18 protein-coding genes are annotated in these 21,081 nt (G+C 63.1%); 5 read left to right on the top strand and 13 right to left on the bottom strand.

All coding sequences use genetic code 11. From position 1 onward, the window contains the following. Positions 1-8 precede the first annotated feature (8 nt). The 4 genes from M1E10_RS23360 to M1E10_RS23345 all read right to left on the bottom strand — a co-directional run bounded on the left by M1E10_RS23360 (position 9) and on the right by M1E10_RS23345 (position 4,876). A complete protein-coding gene (locus tag M1E10_RS23360) occupies positions 9-1,025 on the bottom strand; it encodes an amidohydrolase family protein (RefSeq protein ID WP_499175169.1) in 1,017 nt (338 codons plus the stop codon). A 166-nt stretch (positions 1,026-1,191) separates the two neighbouring features. Beyond that, positions 1,192-1,971, bottom strand: coding sequence for an IclR family transcriptional regulator (locus M1E10_RS23355; RefSeq protein WP_499175168.1), 780 nt, complete (start codon positions 1,969-1,971; stop codon positions 1,192-1,194). Further along, positions 1,968-3,914, bottom strand: a complete 1,947-nt coding sequence (locus tag M1E10_RS23350; RefSeq protein WP_499175167.1) for a TRAP transporter permease — start codon at positions 3,912-3,914, stop codon at positions 1,968-1,970. The genes M1E10_RS23355 and M1E10_RS23350 overlap by 4 nt, the downstream gene beginning before the upstream one ends. Positions 3,915-3,919: 5 nt before the next feature. After that, on the bottom strand, positions 3,920-4,876 hold the full coding sequence (locus tag M1E10_RS23345; RefSeq protein WP_499175166.1) for a TAXI family TRAP transporter solute-binding subunit: 957 nt from the start codon (positions 4,874-4,876) through the stop codon (positions 3,920-3,922). Positions 4,877-5,058: 182 nt separating this feature from the next. Here M1E10_RS23345 and M1E10_RS23340 point away from each other — a divergent pair, with 182 nt between their 5' ends. Beyond that, on the top strand, positions 5,059-6,780 hold the full coding sequence (locus M1E10_RS23340) for a thiamine pyrophosphate-requiring protein (protein WP_499175165.1): 1,722 nt from the start codon (positions 5,059-5,061) through the stop codon (positions 6,778-6,780). 165 nt (positions 6,781-6,945) lie between these two features. On the opposite strand, the gene M1E10_RS23335 is transcribed toward M1E10_RS23340, so the two are convergent. Next, entirely contained in the window at positions 6,946-7,998 is a 1,053-nt protein-coding gene (locus M1E10_RS23335) for a four-carbon acid sugar kinase family protein (protein ID WP_499175164.1), read from the bottom strand. After that, positions 7,995-8,795, bottom strand: a complete 801-nt coding sequence (locus M1E10_RS23330) for a DeoR/GlpR family DNA-binding transcription regulator (RefSeq protein WP_499175163.1) — start codon at positions 8,793-8,795, stop codon at positions 7,995-7,997. The genes M1E10_RS23335 and M1E10_RS23330 overlap by 4 nt, the downstream gene beginning before the upstream one ends. Before the next feature lie 224 nt (positions 8,796-9,019). On the opposite strand from M1E10_RS23330, the gene pdxA reads away from it, so the two are divergent. Then, positions 9,020-10,066 (top strand): PdxA family dehydrogenase, encoded by a 1,047-nt coding sequence (pdxA, locus tag M1E10_RS23325; protein ID WP_499175162.1) that lies wholly within the window; start codon positions 9,020-9,022, stop codon positions 10,064-10,066. A 74-nt stretch (positions 10,067-10,140) separates the two neighbouring features. Here the strand turns inward: pdxA and M1E10_RS23320 are convergent, their stop codons facing one another. The 7 genes from M1E10_RS23320 to M1E10_RS23290 form a co-directional block, all read right to left on the bottom strand. Further along, the gene (locus M1E10_RS23320; RefSeq protein WP_499175161.1) at positions 10,141-10,479 is read right to left on the bottom strand and encodes an EthD domain-containing protein; all 339 of its coding nucleotides are present in this window, start codon (positions 10,477-10,479) and stop codon (positions 10,141-10,143) included. Between the two features lie 70 nt (positions 10,480-10,549). Next, positions 10,550-11,293 (bottom strand): amino acid ABC transporter ATP-binding protein, encoded by a 744-nt coding sequence (locus M1E10_RS23315; RefSeq protein WP_499177287.1) that lies wholly within the window; start codon positions 11,291-11,293, stop codon positions 10,550-10,552. 60 nt (positions 11,294-11,353) lie between these two features. After that, positions 11,354-12,154: a transporter substrate-binding domain-containing protein gene (locus tag M1E10_RS23310; protein WP_499177286.1), complete on the bottom strand. Its 801-nt coding sequence runs from the start codon at positions 12,152-12,154 to the stop codon at positions 11,354-11,356. 54 nt (positions 12,155-12,208) lie between these two features. After that, positions 12,209-12,865 (bottom strand): amino acid ABC transporter permease, encoded by a 657-nt coding sequence (locus M1E10_RS23305; protein ID WP_499175160.1) that lies wholly within the window; start codon positions 12,863-12,865, stop codon positions 12,209-12,211. Between the two features lie 9 nt (positions 12,866-12,874). Continuing rightward, complete coding sequence (locus tag M1E10_RS23300) at positions 12,875-13,543, bottom strand: amino acid ABC transporter permease (protein WP_499175159.1); 669 nt, start codon at positions 13,541-13,543, stop codon at positions 12,875-12,877. Between the two features lie 84 nt (positions 13,544-13,627). Beyond that, entirely contained in the window at positions 13,628-14,662 is a 1,035-nt protein-coding gene (locus M1E10_RS23295) for a LacI family DNA-binding transcriptional regulator (protein ID WP_499175158.1), read from the bottom strand. A 352-nt stretch (positions 14,663-15,014) separates the two neighbouring features. Beyond that, positions 15,015-16,328, bottom strand: coding sequence for an amidase (locus M1E10_RS23290; RefSeq protein WP_499175157.1), 1,314 nt, complete (start codon positions 16,326-16,328; stop codon positions 15,015-15,017). A gap of 440 nt (positions 16,329-16,768) precedes the next feature. Between M1E10_RS23290 and M1E10_RS23285 the strand changes: the two genes are divergently transcribed. The 3 genes from M1E10_RS23285 to M1E10_RS23275 all read left to right on the top strand — a co-directional run bounded on the left by M1E10_RS23285 (position 16,769) and on the right by M1E10_RS23275 (position 21,080). Beyond that, positions 16,769-18,220, top strand: coding sequence for an aldehyde dehydrogenase (locus M1E10_RS23285; RefSeq protein ID WP_499175156.1), 1,452 nt, complete (start codon positions 16,769-16,771; stop codon positions 18,218-18,220). A gap of 960 nt (positions 18,221-19,180) precedes the next feature. Further along, positions 19,181-20,629, top strand: coding sequence for a UbiA family prenyltransferase (locus tag M1E10_RS23280; protein WP_499175155.1), 1,449 nt, complete (start codon positions 19,181-19,183; stop codon positions 20,627-20,629). Between the two features lie 7 nt (positions 20,630-20,636). After that, positions 20,637-21,080, top strand: a complete 444-nt coding sequence (locus M1E10_RS23275; protein ID WP_499175154.1) for a GtrA family protein — start codon at positions 20,637-20,639, stop codon at positions 21,078-21,080. Position 21,081: the final 1 nt, after the last annotated feature.

The following is a 21,081-nucleotide window of genomic DNA, read 5'->3' as shown; positions in this document are numbered from 1 at the left end:
CGTCTCCCTCAGATCTCCAGCCCGAGAAGTGCGACGGCATTGTCCTGATAGAGCTTGCGGCGAAGCTCGTCGGACACCTCCAGTTCGTCGAGGATGCGGATCGTCTCGCGGATGTACATCGGGCCGCCTTCGGGATCGAAGGGCGCATCGGAGGCAAACATGACATGGTCCTCGCCGAAGAACTCGATCGCGTGTTCGATCGCCTTGCGCGAACCGAAACTTGCCGTATCGGCATAGAAGTCCTTGAAATACTCCAGATGCGGCCGCTTCAGCGAGCGGCGCACAGCATCGAGATCCCGGTCCGTCGTGCGCTTGCCCATCTGGTCCCATCCGGCGCCGACGCGGCCTTCGAAGAAGGGGATCATGCCGCCGGCGTGATGGGTAATGACCTTGAGGCCGGGATGCCTGTCGAAGACGCCGGAGAACACCAGCCGCGCCATGGCGGCGGATGTCTCGTAGGGCCAGCCGAAGGTCCACCAGATCTCGTATTCCGAGCGCGTCTCGCTGAGGTAGTCGGGAAAGTTCTCGCCGCGGGCCGGATGCAGCCAGACCGGCTTGCCGACCGAGCCCATGTATTCGAAGAAGGGCTCGAACTCGGGAAGGTCCAGCGGCTTGCCGGAGACATTGGTGAAGATCTGCATGCCGACGGCGCCGAGTTCCTCGACGGCCCGCTTTGCTTCTCGGACCGCGGCCTGCGGGTCGTTCAACGCCGCCGTGCCGATAAATGCCGGGAAGCGTTCCGGATACTTCTGGCAAAGCTCGGCCAGAGAGTCGGAGCCGATGCGGCTGAGGTCGTGGGCCTTTTCCGGGCCGGCGAGCTTCTCGAGCGGCGGCGAGGCGAGCGACAGGACCTGCTGGTAGTCCTCGCCGAACATGTCCATGACCTCGAACCGGCGGTCGAGCTCCGTCATCATCGGCACCGCGCCGGAGCGCATGGTGATGTCCGTCATCGTGCCGATATGATCGATCAGCGCGTTGAAGAAGGGCTTCGGCCAGATGTGGTTGAATATGTCGATCTTCTTCATGGGTGGCCTCCTCCTTGCCGCTCTGGCGGCGTCGGGAAACTGCTTTTCCACGTCGCCGTCCCTAGGGAGCGAGGCTGGCGACGATGTCGCGAGCTCTCTCCTCCCGCTGCCCAAGATGCTGAGGCAGGAAGATCAAGTCAACAGATAATCTCTCTATGTGAGATTTTTAGCGATCTGACGATTGGTGCCGATGGGCAGCGAGGGCGGCGCTGATCTCGCTGCCCGCATGGCGAACCTGCTGGCCGATCTGGTCAATGGTGGTGCCGTTGACGAGGCTTCCGGAAATCGTGACGCAGACGCTCGCAATCGGGCTCCGCCCCGCGTCGAAGACCGGCGCCGCTATGCCCACCACGCCGGGTGTCACCTCGCCGTAGGCGACAGCAAAACCTGTCTTGCGCACGCGTTTCAGACTTTCCTGTATATCGTCGAGCGTATTGCCCAGCCCGACCTCCGCCATATCCGCCATGGTCTTCTCGATCAGCGGAACAAGGTGGCGTTTCGGTAGAAAGGCCACGATGGAGCGCCCGATCGCGCCCCGGCCGAGCGGCATGGGCCGGCCGCGCGCATAGGAGGTGACGGGGTTCTTGATGGAGCTGCGGGAGTCGACGCAGAGGATCTTGTCGCCATACCAGCGCACCAGGAGGGCGGTGCAGCTGTATTGCGAGGTGAGAAACTCGAGATGCGGCAGGCCGTTCAGGATCAGCGCATCCGACTTCCTCAGCAGATAGTCGAGCTCGACGATCTTCGGCCCCAGCGTGAACCCGGTGTTCGGCATGGAGGTCAGCAGGCCGGCCGCCTTCAGGATCTTCAGGTAGCGATAGAGGGTCGGGCGGCTGTAGCCCAACGCCTCCATCATCTCCTCCGGCGTCCATTCAAGACGGTCTTCGGTGAAGACCTCCAGCACCGCCTGGAGGCGTTCGAGACTGTTCGCCGTCTTTGCTGTCAAGTCGCCGCCTGTTCCATCGCTTTCCTGCCGTTGAGATAGGCCAGTATCATTGCTGTGATCCCGACCACAAGTCCCACGGCATCGGTATAGATCGCGCCGGGGAAGGCGCCTGCCGGGATGAGGGCGAGAATGCCGGCCACGGCAAACACGCCGCGCATCAGCGGCGAGAGGCGCCGCGCGAAATAGCCGGCCAGCGCCGCCGAGACCAGCCACATGCCAAACGTTGCGGTGACCACCGCCCATGTCACCTCGCTGGTCTCACCGATCAGGAGAAGGCTCGGCGAATAGGCAAACATGAACGGAATGACGAAGGCGATCCAGCCGAACTTGCAGGAGGCAAATCCCGTCTTCACGGGATCGGCCTTGGCAATGCTGGCCGCCGCAAAGGACGCAAGTGCGATCGGCGGCGTGATCATCGACATCATCCCGAAGTAGAGCACGAAAAGGTGGGCGGCCATCGGATGCAGGCCGACCTCGACCAGTGCCGGCGCGACCAGCGAGGCGAGCAGCACGTAGACTGCAAGCGTCGGCAGGCCCATGCCGAGGACGATGCAGACGATGGCGGACATCAGTAGCAGGACGATCTTGCTGCCGCCGCCCAACTGTACCAGCGCATAGGTGAGGTTGAAGCTGAGACCCGTGATGTTCATCACACCGATGACGATGCCGGCGGCGGCCGAGATGACGATGATCTCGACCACCGCTTCGCCCGTCTCGACGATCGTGCCGAGCATCTTGCGCAACGAGGCCCGCATGCCGTCATAGCCGAAGATTGCGGCCGTGACGGCGACGCTGGCGCAGGCGAGGAAGGCTGCCCGTTCCGGCAGCCAGTTCATCCAGAACAGCGCATAGATCAGCAGGACGAACGCCAGGATAAAATGGAGGCCGCCGATGATCGTGCGCTTGCCCGGCATCTCGTCTTGGGGAGCGCCCTCGATGCCGAGCTTGGCGGCTTCGAGGTCGGCCTGGATGAAGAGCGCACCGTAGTAGAGCAGGGCCGGGACGAGCGCCGCCAGCGCGACATCCGCATAGCCTACCTGCAGGAACTCCGCCATCAGGAAGGCGGCCGCGCCCATGACGGGCGGCATCAGTTGCCCTCCGGTGGAGGCCACCGCCTCGATGGCGGCGGCCTTGTGGGCAGGATATTTGTCGCGCTTGATCATCGGGATGGTGACGACGCCGGTCGCAACCACATTGGCGACGGCAGAGCCGGATATGGAGCCGAACAGCGCCGAGGCGAAGACGGCGATCTTCATCGAGCCGCCGCGGTAGCGACCCATGGAGATCAGTGCTGCGTCGGTAAAGAACCTGGTGCCGCCCGTGGCGCCGAGAAGCGCTCCGAAGAAGATGAACGCAACGACGATCGTGGCGCCGACGGACAGCGAGAGCCCGAAGATGCCGTTGACGTCATAGGCCATGTAGCCCGCAAGCTTCTGCCAGTCCTGGGGTCTCCCCGCCAGACGACCGGGGACGATGTTTCCGAACATCGCGTAGAGCAGGAAGACGATCATGATCGCGACCAGCACCCAGCCGGTCGAGCGCCGCAGTCCCTCCAGAAGCAGGACCAGCAGGATGATGCCGGGAAGCCAGGCCTCGATAGGGCGGGTAAAGACGAAATTGACGACGGTGGCGTAGTTGAGGGCGATGAAGATGGCTGCGCCGAAACTGAGGATGGCCCCGGCCGCGTCGTGCCAGGGCAGAGCCTCGTCCCACCGCTTTACGCGATCGGGCCTGTAGAGCATGAAGGTCAGCGGCAGCGTCAGCGCCAGGATGACCGCCAGGAACTGCTGCGGATAATAGGAGACGCCCATCATCCGCGGCACGCCCAGCGACCATGCCATGGCGGTGAGGGTGATGGCTGCGGCGAGTGCCGCAGCCAAAGGTCTCCAGAGCCAGGACGGGATGCTGCCGAAGGGAGCGTCCATCGGAGGTTTCGCTTCCACAGACCTTACTCCTTCCAGATGCCGACTTCCTTGTAGAAGCGGATGGCGCCTGGGTGATACTCACCGGGCGTCGTATCGCCCACCATGTCCTTGGGCTCGAATGCGGCAAACGGCGGGAAGGCGGCCTTCATGGCGTCCTTGCTCTCGTAGAGAACCTTGGTCATCCGGTAGACGGCCTCCTCGTCGGCCTCGGTATTGGTGAAGACGAGCTGCGGGTAGGCGATATAGCTGCCGGTTTCCAGCACGCCGGGATTGGCAGGGCCGGGCTCCATCGTCACGATGTATCCCGACTTCCAGTGCTGGCGGATCGCAGCCTTTGCTTCTTCGGTATCGGGGATCGTCAGGGCCCGCAGTCCGCCCACGGCGGCGTCGGCCTCGCGGACCTTTCCGGCCCCGTGGGCGAAGATGAAGCCGACGCTCTCGCCGGAGATGAAGGCATCGGCACCGGCAACCACGCTCGGCACCTGCACGGGCTGCATGTCGGCGCGGCTCAGCCCGGCAGTCGCATAGATGGCGTCGAGCTGCGGCAGGATGGTCTGCTGCGCCGTATAGCCGTCGACCATCGGCTTGCCCTTCAGGTCCGCCGTGGTCTTGATGTCGCTGTCGGCGCGCACGAAGATCGCCTCCTTGATCGGCATGATAAGGCCCACGACGCGTAGCCTGTCGTTGACGCTGCCGGCAAACCAGGCCTCGCCCGACAGCGCATTGTTGAATTCCTCGAGATTGCCGACGCCGAACTCGACGTCGTTCTGGTTGACGAGCGGCATGTACTGGTTCGGGCTCGTGGCAGGCTGGATCGTCGCATTCAACCCGGCGTCATTGGCGGCCTTGGCGACGGCCGTGCCGATGTTGTGGAAGATCGAGCCGGGGTTCGAGGTGGCGATGCCTACCGTCTGGGCGGACGCGCTGCCGAACACGGCAAGGCCAGCCGCAAGTGCGGCCGCAAAGAGCTGATGCTTCATGTCGTTCTCCTCCGCTTGCTTTCCTCCATCGGCCAAGCAACCGATATAAAATCTCACTCTGAGAGATTATTGACAGATCATCTCTTGCCTTTCCGCATTTTACAAGTGCATTTTGGAGCCTCTCGAGTTTTCCGCAGGACGGAGGGCATGGTCTTGCGGATGTTCACGGTTGGGAGGACCTCATGGACATCACACACGAACACACGGACACGCCGGTGGCCGAGACCGGCGCTGAATCCCTGCTGAGGGGGCTCAAGCGCAACGGCATCGACTATATCTTCGCCAACGCCGGAACCGACTTCCCGCCGATCGTCGAGGCCTTCGTGCAACTTGAGGAATACGAGGCTCCGACGCCGATACTGGTGCCGCACGAAACCGCAAGCGTCGCCATGGCGCACGGCTACTACCTGGTGACCGGCAGGGCCCAGGCCACCATGGTGCATGTGAACGTCGGCCTGGCCAACTCCGTCATGGGCGTCATCAATGCCGCAAGCGACAACATTCCCGTCCTGGTGCTGTCCGGCCGCACGCCGATCACCGAAAGCGGCCGCCGCGGCGCGCGTGTGACGCCGATCCAGTACGGCCAGGAAATGTACGACCAGTCGTCCATGGTCAGCGACGTCACCAAGTTCCACTACGAGATGCGCTATCCGGAGCAGGGCGACCTCCTGGCGACCCGCGCCACCCGCCTTGCTCTCAGCGAGCCTCGCGGGCCGGTCTATGTCAGCCTGCCGCGCGAGCCCCTGATGGAGGCGGTTCCGCCCGCTGCCGCGCGTCCGGCCTCGCCCCAGGCCGTTTCGTCGCTTGCCTATCCCGACCCCGAAGCAATCCGCCAGGCCGCCGTGTGGCTCGCTCATGCGCGCGCGCCGCTGGTCATCTGCCAGCGCAGTGACGCTGGCGGAAAGGCTGCCGCGGAAATCCTGCGGTTTGCGGAGGAATATGCACTTCCGGTCGTCGAGCCGTTCATGGTTCGCAATGTCATGCCCTCCAGCCACCCGATGTTCCTCGGCCATGACGTCAAGGCGCCGCTCGCGGAGGCCGATGTGGTGCTGGTGGTCGACAGCGCCATCCCCTGGATCGAGTCGCTTCATCGACCTGGCGACGCGACGCGGGTTATCCACCTGGGGCCGGATCCGCAGTTCCAGCGGATGCCCATTCGCGGCTATCGCAGCGACCTCTCCATCGCCTGTGACCCGGCGGCCGGGATTGCGGCGCTTGCCGATGCCATGCGACCGCTGGCCGGCGATGCGCAGGAGCGCCGCCATGCCATCACTACCCGCGCCAGCCAGCGCCGCGACCGGGCCGACGCGCTGGCGCGCGAGGGGGGCGAAAGCCCGATGACGGCCGAGTGGATGAGCCGCTGCATATCGGACGCGATGGACGAGCAGGCAGTGGTATTTTCCGAGCTCGGCGTCGTGCCGGAGGTCATGCAGGTCTCCGGTCCGAACCGGATCTTCAACAATCCGCATTCCGGCGGGCTCGGATGGGGCCTGCCGGCAGCGCTCGGCGCGCAACTCGCCGACCGCGACAGGCTCTGCATCGCCTGCATCGGCGACGGTTCCTACATGTTCGCCAATCCTGTCGCCTGCCACCAAATCGCCGAGGCGTTGGAGCTTCCGGTGCTGACGATCGTGAAGAACAACGGCATCTGGAACGCGGTGCGCCGCTCCGTCGTCGCCAGCTATCCGGACGGCGCCGCCGTCAAAGCAAACAGGATGCCGCTCGTCTCCCTTGAGCCGTCGCCGGATTACCGGCAGATCGCCGCCGCAAGCCGGGCCTATACCGAAAGGGTCGAACACGGCCGCGACCTTCCCGCCGCCCTGGAGCGCGCCATCGCCGTGATCCGTCGCGAGAAGCGGCAGGCGATGCTGGAACTGAAGATCGCGGTGTCTGACAGGCAATAGGCCGTTCGGCGGCACCAAGAGCTACGCCACAGGCTCCTTGTTGAAGATGGCGTCTGCTCACACCGAACGCCCCGCGAAGATGTCTTAAGCACGTCAGCCACGTCGCAGCGTGACGATCGGGTCGGCCAAAAGCCCGCTCGCTTGATGCCTTCCGGCTTGAAGCCGCTAATACCCGGACATCAGTCGCAGCATCAGCGCAGGATCGCCGAAGCCGCCGGATTTCGAAAGAAGCGTGACGCCATGCCATCTCCCGCCGCGGATACGGGAGATGGGCACGCCGGGCGCCGCGTCTCCGAAACACTCCAGGGAGTCGGCACCGCTCACCTCGAGGACGATGGAGAGGGTGTCGCCACCGGTGACCAGCAGGGATGTCGAAGCCTGATCTTCAAACACGATCACCGGCAGCTCCCGCCTCAGGACATCCGCGGTTTCCCCGGCGTCTGCGGACGTGAGGCCCGGCGAGAGCAGCCAGGGTTTCCGGTCTGCTGCACGGCGATCCACCCGTTCTGAGATCGGACGCAGCATATCGGCTGCCAGCGCCGCCGCGACCTGATCTCGCGTTGAGGGATGGCTCGTGCCGACGATCATTCCGCGGATGGGAGGAAGGGGAGGCATGGTCCCGCGCGCGGGCGCAAGGGCAGCCGCAAGCCCCCCGGTGCCGACCCAGAGCGTCCTTCCCTTAGCCGAGGATGCCGCGGCAAGCGCTCGCTGGTGCAGGAGGTGCTGGCTGTCGGCGTCCACGAATGCCATCGTCACGGCTGCGGCGACAGAAGACTGCGCAACCGATGCGAAGGCATGCCGGAAATCGGTCCCGACCGGCTGCGGCGGGCCGGACCCTCCGATCAGGAACTGCTGCGTGCCGGCCGTGATCCGTCCCATGTCCGGATAGGCGGGCGCGAAGATGCAATGGGAGAAATTGCCGGCCTCCAATGCCGCCATCGTTTCGGCGAATGGATGGCCGCGCAGAACGCTGTCGATCTTCTTGAACCAGAGGGTTGCCGGGTCCTCGCAGGCCATCTCCGCCATCGCCTTGAAGACGCGGGCGACGGCATCGGACACAGGGATGTCGCGCGATTCTGTGCTCATTGCCAGGCGGCTTCCCGCCGGCAGGGGCCGGCCGGGCACCGCAATATGCACCGGCTTTCCGGGTGCGGCGAAGGCGCAGCCGCTGTCCAGTGCTCCGGTCAAGTCGTCTGCCAGCAGCCGCAATCCGGTCATGGGCGCACCTCCGCATCCAGGGGCGATGACGGGAGAAGCTCAAGCGGGATGCCCCTCGCGCGGATGGCTGCCCCATGCTCCGCCGGCAGCTTGTCGTCGGTGACGACGAGGTGCACATCCGCCAGCCGCCCGAATGTGCAGAAGGCGGTGCTGAAAAACTTGCTGCTGTCGGCCAGGAGAATGATGCGTTCGGCTGCGTGGAGGATCGTGCTCTTGATGTCCGCAAGCTCCGTGGACGTATCGGACAGCGCCTCCTCGGTCAGGGCGTGGGTGCCGACGAAGGCCAGGTCGGCGCGAAGGCGACCCATCATCTGCACGGCGGTTGCTCCCATCAAGGTTGCGGAGCCCGGACGCACCTGTCCGCCCGTGACTGTCGTGTGGATGATGCCGCTGCCGGCGAGGATCGCGCCGATGGTCAGGTCGTTGGTCACCGCAGTAAAGGGGATGTTGCGATCCCTGGCGGCAAGGGCAGCCGCTCCCGTCGTGGTGCCGCTGTCGAAGATCACGGTCTGGCCGGGCTGGATGAGGCTTGCGGCCCAGCGGCCGATCGCCAGCTTTTCCCGGCTTGCGATGGCGACGGCGATCTCTGGTGCCGGTTCCAGTGTCTTCAGCCCCGAGGCTTCCAGCATGGCACCGCCGTGCGTGCGCACGAGCAGGCCGGCCTCGCAGAGATAATCGACATCCCGGCGCGCCGTGGAAATGGATGTGCCAAGGGCATCGACAATGTCGTGCATCGAGACGGCGCTTTCGCTGCGCAGCAGTTCGATGATCCTGGCGCGTCTCTGGGCTTGCAGCATGTCCGGCGGTCCATTCGTTGATGCTCTGCAAGGGGTGCGGGGGGCCCTGCGGGAGACCACGAGCATAGCAACACAGTTCACATTGCGGCAAGTTCGTTCATCTGTGTGATTGAAGATGATAGAAAATGACGTAGTGTGATTTAGTAGTCCGACCGGGCCTGTCCGGCCGTAAGTTTTCTCTGGCCTGGATTGCAAAGATCCTGTCCCCGAATGAGAGCAGAGCCATGAACCCGAAGACCCTTGCCATCACCCTCGGAGATCCGGCTGGCATCGGGCCGGAGATATCGATCAAGGCCGTCAGTGCCCTGGCTGAGAGACTGGCAAGCGGAGAGTTTCGCCTGCTTCTCGTCGGCGATGCGGGGACACTGGAGCGAGCCGCCGACCAGCTCGGCATGCCGTGTCCGCCGGTCATCGGCCGCGACCGGATCGGCGACGGGCCGAGTGCTGCAATCGTGGCGACGACGGCGCTCGCATCCCCACCCGACATCGGCAAGGTTTCCGCCGTCTGCGGACAGCAGGCTTTCGAGGCGCTGCAGATGGCTGTCGATCTGACGCTTGCCGGGACGGTGGCCGCCGTGGTGACCGCGCCTCTCAACAAGGAGGCGCTCCATCTCGCCGGCCATCACTTTGCAGGCCATACCGAGATGCTGGCGCACTTCACCGGCGTTCGCGACAGCGTGATGATGCTGGCGCATGAAAATTTCCGCGTGAGCCACGTCACGACCCATTGTGCGCTGGAAGACGTGCCGAAGAAGGCGACGGCAGAGCGCATCGCGCGCGTCATCGATCTGACGCACAAGGCATTGAAGGATCTCGGGATCGCCGACCCGCGCATTGCGGTCGCCGCGCTCAATCCGCACGCGGGCGAAGGCGGCATCTTCGGCCGCCACGACATCGATATCACCGCGCCGCTGGTGGAGCAGGTTCGGGCGCAAGGCCTGCGTTTGGACGGCCCCGTTCCAGGCGATACGGTCTTCGTCAAGATGCGGGCCGGCCAGTACGATGCCGTCATCGCCATGTATCACGACCAGGGCCACATTCCGGTCAAGCTGCTCGGCTTCGGCGTCGATGCGGTGACGGGCGAATGGACGGCCCTCAGCGGCGTCAACGTCACGCTCGGCTTGCCGATCATCCGCACGTCGGTCGATCACGGCACCGCCTTCGATATCGCCGGCACCGGCAGGGCGCAGGCCACCAGTCTGCTGGACGCAATCGACTATGCGCTGAAGCTATCGGATGCAACGGTACGAGACAGATCAAGCGGTCACTAGAAGGTCATTCGATGCAGCTACAGCCTCGGCTTGGTGTGGTGAACCGCCTCGGATCGCTGCCGATCTTTACCTGCTCAGGCGTCAAGTGTCTCTGCTTCGGCAAGGTCGAAGACGTGATGGTGGATCCGGCCCTCGAACATCGAGAGCAGTCCCTGCGTCTTTTCACGGCTCGCGTATCGGACGGGTGATGCGAGCGCCGCAGCAAGCACCTCGCGGCTGTCGTACATCGTCCAGAGGACCATCGGATAGGCCGGCGCGCCGTCATCGCGCTCGATCGCATATAGAACGCGCACTTCCTTCACCCCCGGAAACTGCAGCCACATCGGCATCAGCTCGTCGGAGACATAGGCCCTGAACTCGGCTTCCTTGCCGGGATGGATGCTGCCGTCGAAGAAGGCCTGCCGAACGATCATGATATGCCCAATGGTTTGATGCTTGCGGTTGGATGTCGATGGCAGGCGCTGTCATCGCGCGCCGGTCGGTTCAGGAGATCTGGCCCAGGAAGTTGCGCGTGCGCTCGTGCTTGGGGCTGGAGAAAAACGCCTCTGGCGCACCCTCTTCGACGATCTCGCCCTGATCCATGAAGATGACGCGGTCGGCGACCTGGCGGGCAAAGCCCATCTCGTGGGTCACGCACAGCATCGTCATGCCTTCGCTGGCCAGATCGATCATCGTGTCGAGAACCTCCTTGACCATCTCCGGATCGAGCGCCGAGGTCGGCTCGTCGAACAGCATGATCTTCGGGTTCATGCAGAGCGCCCGGGCGATGGCAACGCGCTGCTGCTGCCCGCCAGACAGCTGCGCGGGGTATTTGTCCGCCTGTTCCGGGATGCGCACGCGCTCCAGGAATTTGCGCGCCGTCGCGTCGGCTTCCGACTTCGACACGCCGCGCACCTTGATGGGTGCGAGGGTGCAGTTCTCGAGGACCGTCATGTGTGGAAAGAGGTTGAAGCTCTGGAACACCATGCCCGTTTCCTGACGGACGATGTCGACGCTCTTGGCACCGGCGCTCAGATCATGGCCGTCGACCACGATCTGCCCCTTCTCAATGCTTTCAAGCCTGTTGATGCATCGGATGAGCGTGGATTTTCCCGACCCCGAAGGGCCGCAGATGACGATGCGCTCGCCGCGCGCGACCGTCAGGGTGATGTCCTTCAAGGCGTGGAACTGTCCATACCACTTGTTCACGCCGTTCATCGTCACGGCGAGATCGGATGTTCCCGGCATGCCCGCTGTCGATGCAGTTGTGTTGACCTCGGTCATGCCAGGAACTCCTTTCATCGTGTCTTAGTTGGCGTCGGCGATGAAGCTCGGCAGCGGAGTGCCCAGCCATTTTTCGTGGATGGCGCTGAGCTCGCCGTTTGCCTTCACCTTGTCGAGAAAGGCATTCACCGCCTCGAGAAGTTCAGAAGAGTCCTTGCGTACGGCAATGCCCTGGACCTGCTGGGTGAGTTCAAGCTTCTGGTTGAAACGGCCGGGGGCCGCGGCTTCGATCTGGGCGGCAACGACATTGGACACGCCGATCAATTCGACCTGACCGGAGAGAAGGGCCTGAACGGCGCTGGCGTCGTCATCGAAACGCTGGATCGTGGCGTCCTGTGGCGCGATCTTGGTCACAGCCGTATCCTGTGTGCTGGCGCGTGCCACGCCGATGGTCTTTCCGGAGAGATCCTCTGCCGTGGACATGTCCACGTCCTCGGCGCCGAACACGCCGATCGAAATGCCGGCATAGGGATCGGAGAAATCAACGCTCTTGGCGCGCTCCTCGGTGATGCCGAGCGACGCGACGAGCAGATCCACCTGGTTGCTCTGCAGATAGGGGATACGGTTCGGACCCGTCACCGGAACGATCTGGACCTCGACGCCGAACTCCTTTGCCAGCAGCTTCGCAACATCGGCATCGTAGCCGTCCGGCTGATTGCTCTCGTTCATGATCCCGAAGGGTGGGAAGTCGACCAGCATGCCGATCTTGACGGTTCCTGCGGACTTGATGCTCTCGACTGTCTGCGCCATGGCCGGCATTGACGCCGCCGCAGCCATGAAGCCGGCGCCGACGAGCGCCAATGCCAGTCTCCTGGTGATGTTGATGGTCATGTTTCCTACCCTCTCGGTAAAACCGGCCTCCCGCCGGCTGGGTTTACGTCAACGCTCTGTCGAGCGAGAAAATCGTACTTCCATGCGCCGTGCCAGCAGCGACAGCGGCCAGCACAGCACGAAGTAGATGGCTGCCACGGTTCCAAAGACCATGAATGGGCTGAAGGTGGCATTGTTGATGATCTGTCCCTGGCGCGTCAGCTCGGTGAAGCCGATGATGGCTGCAAGGGAGGTTCCCTTGATCAGCTGCACCAGGAAGCCGACGGTCGGCGCCACGGCGATCCGCATCGCCTGCGGCAGGATGATGTAGCGCATCCGGTTGAAATACTTCAGCCCCAGTGCAGTCGCCGCTTCGCGCTGACCGGGCGGAACCGCTTCGACGCAGCCGCGCCAGATCTCGCCGAGAAAGGCGCTGGCATGCAGCGTCAGCGCAATGCTGGCGGCGAACCAGGGATTGATGGCAAGGCCGAAGATGTTCATGCCGAAGAAGACGAGGAACAGCTGCATCAGCAGCGGCGTGCCCTGGAACACGCGGATGAAGCCCAGAGCGAGGATGCGCAGCGGGCGGACGTCGGAAACACGCGCCAGTGCAACGAGAAGGCCGCCGATCCCGCCGCCCGCAAAGGCAATGGCCGAAAGCGCCAGGGTCCACTGCGCCGCCATGACGATGATCAGAAATTCATTCCAGCCGAAGGGTCTAATCATGATGCATCCCTATCGGCTCAAAGGGTATCTGAAGGCCATCTTCTCCACCGCGGCGAAAATGGTCGAGAAGCCGATCGACAGCGCCAGATACATCAGGGTGATGACGATATAGACCTCGAAGCTTGCAAAGGTCGCCGACTGGAGATCATTGCCCGCTGCGGCGAGGTCGTCGGCCGAGATCGCCGAGACGACGCTGGACGTCAGCATCAGGTAGATGAACTGGCTGGTCAGTGCCGGATAAACCGTCCGCAGCGCCGGTTTCATGATGACGTAGCGGAAGATCTGCAGCTTCGAAAGACCAAGTGCCGTGCCCGCCTCAATCTGCCCCTTCTGGATGGACTCAATTCCAGCGCGGATGATTTCTGTGCCGTAGGCGCCGAAGTTGATCACCAGGGCCAGAAGGGCCGCGCCATTGGGCGACAACCGAAGGCCGAGCGACGGGAGTCCGAAAAAGATGAAGAAGATCTGGATCAGGAACGGGGTGTTGCGGATGATCTCGATATAGGCGTTGATCACGAAACGGATTGGAAACGGCCCAGCGGTCTTGCCCCAGGCGCAGGCGATCGAGACGATCAGGCCGAGCAGCATGGCGGCGCACGACAACTGTACCGTCAGCCAGGCCCCGACCAGAAGCTGATCGAAGGACGCAAACACGGGGGCGAAGTTGAAAGCGTACACGAGCGGACCCTCCCAGTCCCGGCGCGCCACCACGCAGCCGTTTAGATCGATCTAAAACCATTGCGAACTTGCGTCAACCGGCAGTCACCCAATCTTTACCGCCGAGGGCGAGACGGCTTCGCACGACTGCCGCTCTCTTAGATAGGTCGGGCTGATGATGCAGCGAGGGGGCAGAGACGGTTCTTCTATCCGCTCCACCAGCAGGGTGGCGGCGTTCTTTCCGATGGTCACTGGTGCCGTGGAGACCGATGTCAGGCGGGGGCGCATTGCCTCGGCGTCGCTGACGTCATCGAACCCGACAAGCGATATGTCGCGGCCGACGGTCAAGCCGCAATCGTGGAGCCCTGCCGCCATTCCAAGTGCCACCAGATCGTTGAAGCAGACGATTGCGGTGAAGCGTTCCGGACGATCCACGAAGAGATGCGCGGCGTTAGCGATCTGGGCAAGCTCGTCCGAGACGCGGATGATCGCCGGTTGCAACCCTCGCTCCGCCATGGCCTGGCGAAAGCCCTCGACGCGTTCCTGGTATGCGGAATGAAGCGGCCCGTGCACCGCCAATGCTACAGAGCGATGGCCGAGCGAGGCGAGATGGTCCACCGCCTGATGCATGCCGGCTGCATAGTCGGCCCCGGCGTAGTCCAGGTCCGACGTCACGTGGCGGAGCACCTGCACAACGGGGAGGTTCCAGGACGCGATCAGGGAGGGGAGGTCCGGCTCGGTACCGGCGGCGGGGCAAAGAATGATGCCATCGACGCCATGCTCGCGCATGCGTTGCATCACGGCGCGCTGCCGTAATACCTGGTCGCCGCTGTTGGCGATGATCATCACGAGGCCTGCACTGTCGACCGCGGCCTCGATGCCACCAAGGAGCTCGGCGAAAAACGGATTGGTCAAGTTCGGCACGATCACGCCGATCGTATGGCTGCGCTCCGCACGCAGCCGTGCTGCGCCCATGTTGTAGACATAGCCGAGGGCGCGCATGGCCTCTTCCACCCGTTCACGGGTGGCCGCGCCGACCAGCGGGCTCTTCCTGATCACCAGCGAAGCGGTGGCGCGTGAGACGTTTGCCTGTCGCGCGACGTCCAGCAGTGTGACCTTTGTCCGCTTGCGATCTTTCATGGCGTGCTTCCTGGCGTCTGAGTGCCAGCGATATCGGCAGGCGGCGTCCACTGCAACCTGCCAGCTTCGTGGATGCAGAGAGTAGCTGCTATCAGTCACGCCACCAATTCGTCGTTGCCGCACCACATCCAATCCTCGACGTCGACGAGCGAGTAGAGGGCTCCCTACGCGCTGGAGCCTACGAAATTTCTCGCAGCATGAAGAGGAAGCCCGGCGCCAGGACAATCGGCAGGCCAATCCAGGACGCCGCCTACCCTTGGACCGAGCCGGGCTGCGATCCAGGTGATGAAACGACGACGAGGGCCGTGGGGGCGACATCCGGCCCAGGAGATCTGCCACAGGCCGGAGTCGCTCATGCTTCCAAAACGGCTTGGGCCCGCTCGGCGAGTTCCAGCACGCGCCAATCGGCGCCGCCCGGTCCAAACAGCATCAGCCCGGTCGAAAGTGCCTGCTTGCCTTGCATGGGGATTGTTGCCGCACAGCCGTCGAGGAAGTTCACCGTGGACGGGTTGCGCAGCATCAACGCGTTGAGCCTGTCGAAATCGGCTTCGACGTCGGCAATCAGAGGCGCAACGGTCGGAACCGTCGGCATAATGAAAGCATCGAAGTTCCGGCTCATCGCCTCGAACGCCTTAATGGCACCTTTTCGTTGAGCAAGCGCGCTGGAGACCTCGGATGGGCCGAATTGCTCTGCTGCACGGATGCGTTTCAGGACGCGCGGATCTCCGACAGTTTCCAGGTGATCAAGCCGATCTTTGTGGATGGCATGCGCCTCGGTCGCGACCAGGACCCGATTGGCGTTGCCAAAGCCTTCCAGCATCGGCATTTCCACATCGACAAGGTCGAACCCGCCGACCGAAAGCCGTCCCAGGGCAGCCTCAAAGTCGCGGGCCACCTGTTCATCGAGACCGTCCATCAGAAAGCCGCGCACGACGCCGATCTGCGGCTTGTCGCCAGCAACGGATGAAGGACGCTCGGTTTGCGACAGCACGGCGTAGACGGCAGCGCATTGCTCAATCCTGCGCGCCAGCGGCCCGATGCTGTCAAAGCTCTGGGAGAGCGGAAAGGCGCCGTCCAGAGGCACTGACGCCTGGGTGGGCTTGAAGCCCGAGAGGCCATTCAGCGCGGCGGGAATGCGAACCGAGCCGCCGGTATCGGAGCCGAGAGCAACGTCGGCCAGTCCAAGGGCCACCGTCACGGCGCCACCGGATGTCGATCCGCCGGTGATACGACGCGGACCGAGAGCATTCTGCGGGTTGCCGAAGTGGGGGTTCAGTCCGACGCCCGAATAGGCAAACTCGGACATGGTCGTGCGTCCGAAGGCGATTGCGCCGGCAGCCTTCAGCCGACGGACAGCCTCTGCGTCCTGACGCGCGACGGGCGCGCCGGAGAGAATTGCCGATCCGGCGGTCGTGGTGAGGTCGGCCTCGTCGAACAGGTCCTTGATGGAGACGAGAAGCCCGGCTAGAGGCTGCTTCCAGAGCGCTGCATCGGCATCGAGAGCGGCGGCTTCGTTCATGATCCGCGCGGCGTCGAAGCGCGTGAAGATCGAGGCCAGTACCTGGGGCGGAAGTGCCATCACGCGATCGACGGCGTGGCGCGTGCGATCCTCTGCGCGAAAGCTGATGCGTCCGGAAGCAGCGCGAAGCGGCGAAATATCTGTCATGATTGGCCTCAGGAAATGAAGGGCAGGGCGCTCATCTCGTAGCAGTGATCAATCGTCCGGCCCAGTCTGTCATCGACCATTTCCCTCTGAAATAAAGAGACGGGCGCACCCTGCCCGACAGAACTTTGCATCGAATAGATCAATGTCATTGTTGACGTCGGCAAGCTTTCTCCCCGAAAGCGGGGCCTTCACCTCCACCAGGAGCGCGCTCGTCACCATAGCGGTCAAGGATAGGGGCAGGTTGCGAAACCGTGAGAACCTGGCCAGCAGGTGGTAGATCCCGTGCCGGGTGCAGAAGTCCAACTGCGGCAATTGTGACAAGGCCGGTCGCATTGGCGGCGAAGATACCGTCTATTACCTGATGAACGACAAATCATTGCAGCGTGCCTTTCTGGACCGTGCCGCATGAGCATCCCTCAAACTATCAAACGGAGAACCGCATGAGCATCCTGGGCCTGAAGATCAACAATGTGGAGATGGAAGCCGCCGACGGGCGGACGTTCGAGCGCCTGAATCCGATCACCGGCGAAGTCGCATCGAAAGTCGCCGCCGCCTCGGTCGAGGACGCGCGCCAGGCAGCCAATGCCGCGGCAAAGGCATTTCCGGCCTGGGCTGCCATCGGTCCGGGGCAACGCCGCAAGCTGCTGATGGCGGCTGCCGATCGCCTGCAGGAGAAAGCACCGGATTTCGTCGCCGCCATGGCAGAGGAAACCGGCGCGACGGCAGGCTGGGCCATGTTCAATGTCGGCCTGGCTGCCGATATGCTGCGCGAGGCGGCGGCGATGACGACGCAGATCACCGGCGAGGTGATCCCCTCCAACCGCCCCGGCAGTCTTGCCATGGCGGTGCGGCAGCCGGCCGGCGTCGTCCTTTCCATTGCGCCGTGGAATGCACCGGTCATCCTCGGTGTCCGTTCGATCGCCTTGCCACTTGCCTGCGGCAACACCGTGGTCATGAAGACGTCCGAAATCTGCCCGCGCACTCACCGGCTGATCGTTGACGCCTTGCATGAGGCGGGCCTGCCGGAAGGGGTCCTCAACGCCATCTCCAATGCTCCGGACGATGCCGGAGTGATCGTGGGAGAACTGATCGCCCATCCGGCGGTGCGTCGCATCAATTTCACCGGATCGACGCGTGTCGGTCGCGTCATTGCGGAAACGGCCGCGCGTCACCTGAAGCCGGTTCTGCTGGAGCTTGGAGGCAAGGCGCCGTTGATCGTGCTCGATGACGCGGACATCAACGAAGCCGTCGCTGCCGCCGCGTTTGGCGCCTACATGAACCAGGGCCAGATCTGCATGTCGACAGAACGCCTGGTGGTGGACGAACAAATCGCGGATGAATTTGTCGATGCCATGGCGGCCAAGGTGCGGACCTTAAAGGCGGGCGATCCCCGCCGCAGCGACTCACCGCTTGGTTCTCTGGTGGATCTGAAGGCGGCCCAGCGGATCGAGGGCCTGATCAAGGACGCAGTCTCCAAGGGGGCGGTTCTGGTAGCAGGCGGCAGCGTCGAGGGCACGCTCATGGACGCGGCACTTCTGGACAAGGTCACTCCCGCCATGCGCATCTACGGCGAAGAAAGCTTTGGTCCCGTCGCTTCGGTTGTTCGCGTCGGTTCGATCGACGAGGCGGTTCGTGTGGCCAACGACACGGAATACGGCTTGTCGGCAGCCGTGTTCGGCCGCGACATCAACCGTGCGATGAGCGTCGCACGCCGCATCGAATCCGGCATCTGCCATGTCAACGGACCAACTGTGCATGATGAGGCACAGATGCCGTTCGGAGGCGTCAAGGACTCCGGTTACGGCCGCTTTGGAGGCAAGGCCGGAATCGCAGAATTCACTGAACTGAGGTGGATCACAGTCCAGGACGGCCATATCCACTACCCGATCTAAATCTCCGGTCTCCCCGCCTCCTTCTGAGGGGCGGCGGCCTGCCGGCGACGACGACCTCGTCTGGCTTCTGCGCCTGATTCAAATGCGCAGAAGCCTAGATCACTTTATGAATGACGATCCCGCCCAGAGGCTGGATCGTCATCAACTCGTGCGTAGAAGTCCTCATTCGTCCCCGCTACCCTCCGAGGTGGGTGAGGATCTAGGCGAATGCAGTTTGTTCAGCCGAGCGCAGTATTGTCGGGCGCGGTCTTCAGAAACGCCTGCAATCATGCGGTTTTCGCGAGTGGCCACCATCGTTGTGTCGATGACGGTCCACGTTTCGTCCTCTTCCTGCCGCATCCGGTATCGCTCGATTGTCTCAGTCTCCATTGTTCCTCCGGTAGAGATCTTTGGCGGTTTACCTCAGTTCGTCGGCGCCGGTGCATTTGGCGCCAATCCCGGCTGAGAAGCGGGAGCGGTAACGTCTCCTGCTGGCTGCTCAGCGCCCGGCATAAGCAAAAGCACTGCGATTATGATCACAGCGATCGCAACAATTCCGATGATGACGTTCCGGTTCATGGTCTGCTCCTGTGCTTCGGGTGCTTCGAACCCGTGATCGACAGGAAAGTTCCGCCCGTCCCTGCCTGCTCGCTGGCGTCGGATATGGCAGCGCAGCCGATCAGGATTCACTCCGAAGGCGGTGACAATCACGTCATTCTGACCCGCGTTGGGTGTGCGAGTTCGGCCGGACCGCGGTGCTGATCTTATGCATGCAGCGCGCAGCATGAGTGCGATGGAGCTGAAGAAGGCGGGAACTATTTACGGGACATGAGGTTCTTCTATCCGCAGTTCTATGTCCTCTGCTCCCATGAAAGGCCTCACGTGAGCGAACTTCAAAATGAGCTTCTCCAGCCCAATGCAAGGGGTCAACTTCGGACTCGGGAGCGCTGGGGCGGGCGGAAGGAGCCTCAATCTGCGTCCGTGCAGGTTTCTGCCAAGCGGACCGCCGGCGACGAGGGGCGCCACCCGCTGGTTGTTGACCTCGATGGAACACTGATCCGTTCAGATCTTCTGATCGAATGCGCATTCTCCGAGCTGAGTCGTCGACCGCACGCGATTGTCGAAATGCTGTCTGCGCTGGGGCAGGGCAAGGCAAACCTCAAGCACCGCCTTTCGGAGCCGGAAGATTTCGATCCAGCGGTGCTTCCCTATGATAATGAAGTGCTGAACATCATTCACCGTGCGCGTGAGCAGGGCCGGCCTGTCTATTTGGCGTCGGCTAGCCACGAGCGCCTCGTCTCGGCCGTCGCAGATCATCTGGGCCTCTTCTCGGGCTGGTTTGCAACAGATGCGAGTAGAAATTGTGCCGGCGAGATCAAGGCGGGTCTCCTGGTAGCCGCCTTCGGCGAAGGCGAGTTCGACTACATCGGCAATGATGCCGCCGATCTGCCCGTATGGCGTCACGCCGCAAAGGCTTACGCCATTCGAACGCCCGCCAAGGTGGCGCGGCAGCTGTCAGCGCAGTGCGACGACGTCGAATATGTCTCGCATGAAGGACCGACCTGGCGCACCTGGGCGCGGCTCCTGCGTGTCCACCAGTACGCCAAGAACGGGCTTGTCTTCGTGCCGCTGCTGGCCAACCACCTGTTCGACTGGACGAGTGTGGTCCTGGCGTTGCTGGCGGTCGTCGCCTTCTCCCTCTGCGCGTCGAGCGTCTATCTGTTGAACGACCTCGTCGACCTCCAGGACGACCGCGCCCATCGCACGAAATGCCGGCGACCGCTTGCCTGTGGCGACATCCCTCTGTCTCACGCGCTGGTGGCTATTCCGATTCTGCTGCTTCTTTCGTTTGCGGTGGCAACCCAGATATCGTGGCCATTCCTGGCCGTTCTGGTCGGGTACTTCGCGCTGACGACCGCCTATTCCTTCCTGCTGAAGCGCAAGATGATCCTGGATGTGGTGGCGCTCGCCGGTCTCTACACAACCCGCGTGATTGGCGGTGCCGTGGCATTGTCGGTCGCGGTCTCGCCCTGGCTGCTCGCCTTCATGATGAGCTGGTTCCTGTCGCTGGCGCTCGTGAAACGATACGTCGAGCTTCTGGCCCGACGCGAGGCCAACCTGCCGGATTCCAGGAGCCGGGGCTATCGCAACACGGATACAGGCATGGTCGGCGCCCTGGCCGCGGCTGCAGGCCTCAACGCGCTGACGCTGTTTTCCCTCTATATTTCCGACGCCGACGTTCAGTCCCTCTACACGCGGCCAGAAATCCTGTGGCTGGTCGCCCCGATCCTGACCTACTGGATCGCAAGAGTGCTGATGTTGGCGCACCGGGGACAGGTACACGATGACCCGGTGGTCTTTGCGCTGAAGGACAGGGTCAGCCTGGCGACACTCGGCGCGGTCGGTCTCTTCGTCATCGGCGCCCTGTGAGGCAGCGATGACGAGATCCACCCATGCAACTTCGCCGTCGGGGCGGCGCCGGATGAACCTTGTCGTGCGCTACGCTGCCTTCGCCGTCCTTTCGACCCTGATCAACTTTTCTGCCCAGGAAGCCACGGTGCAGATCCTGCCGGGCCACCCGTTGATGCTGTCGATCTTCGTTGGCACCATAGCCGGCTTCGTCGTCAAATACGTCCTCGACAAGAAGTGGATTTTCTTCGACGACTACACCTCGCATCGGAGCGAGGCGAGGAAGGTTACCCTCTATGGCCTGTTCAGCGTGCTGACGACGGTGATCTTCTGGAGCTTCGAAGTGGCTTTCTGGACCCTCTGGGGAACGACTTTCGCAAAATATGCCGGCGGCGCCCTTGGCTTGGCGATCGGATATGTGTCCAAATACGCCCTCGACCGCAGGTTCGTGTTCCGCTCAGAAGGGGCTTGAA

Source organism: Rhizobium sp. PK7-22 (genome assembly GCF_056530405.1).
This window is presented reverse-complemented; position numbering and strand designations above follow the sequence as displayed.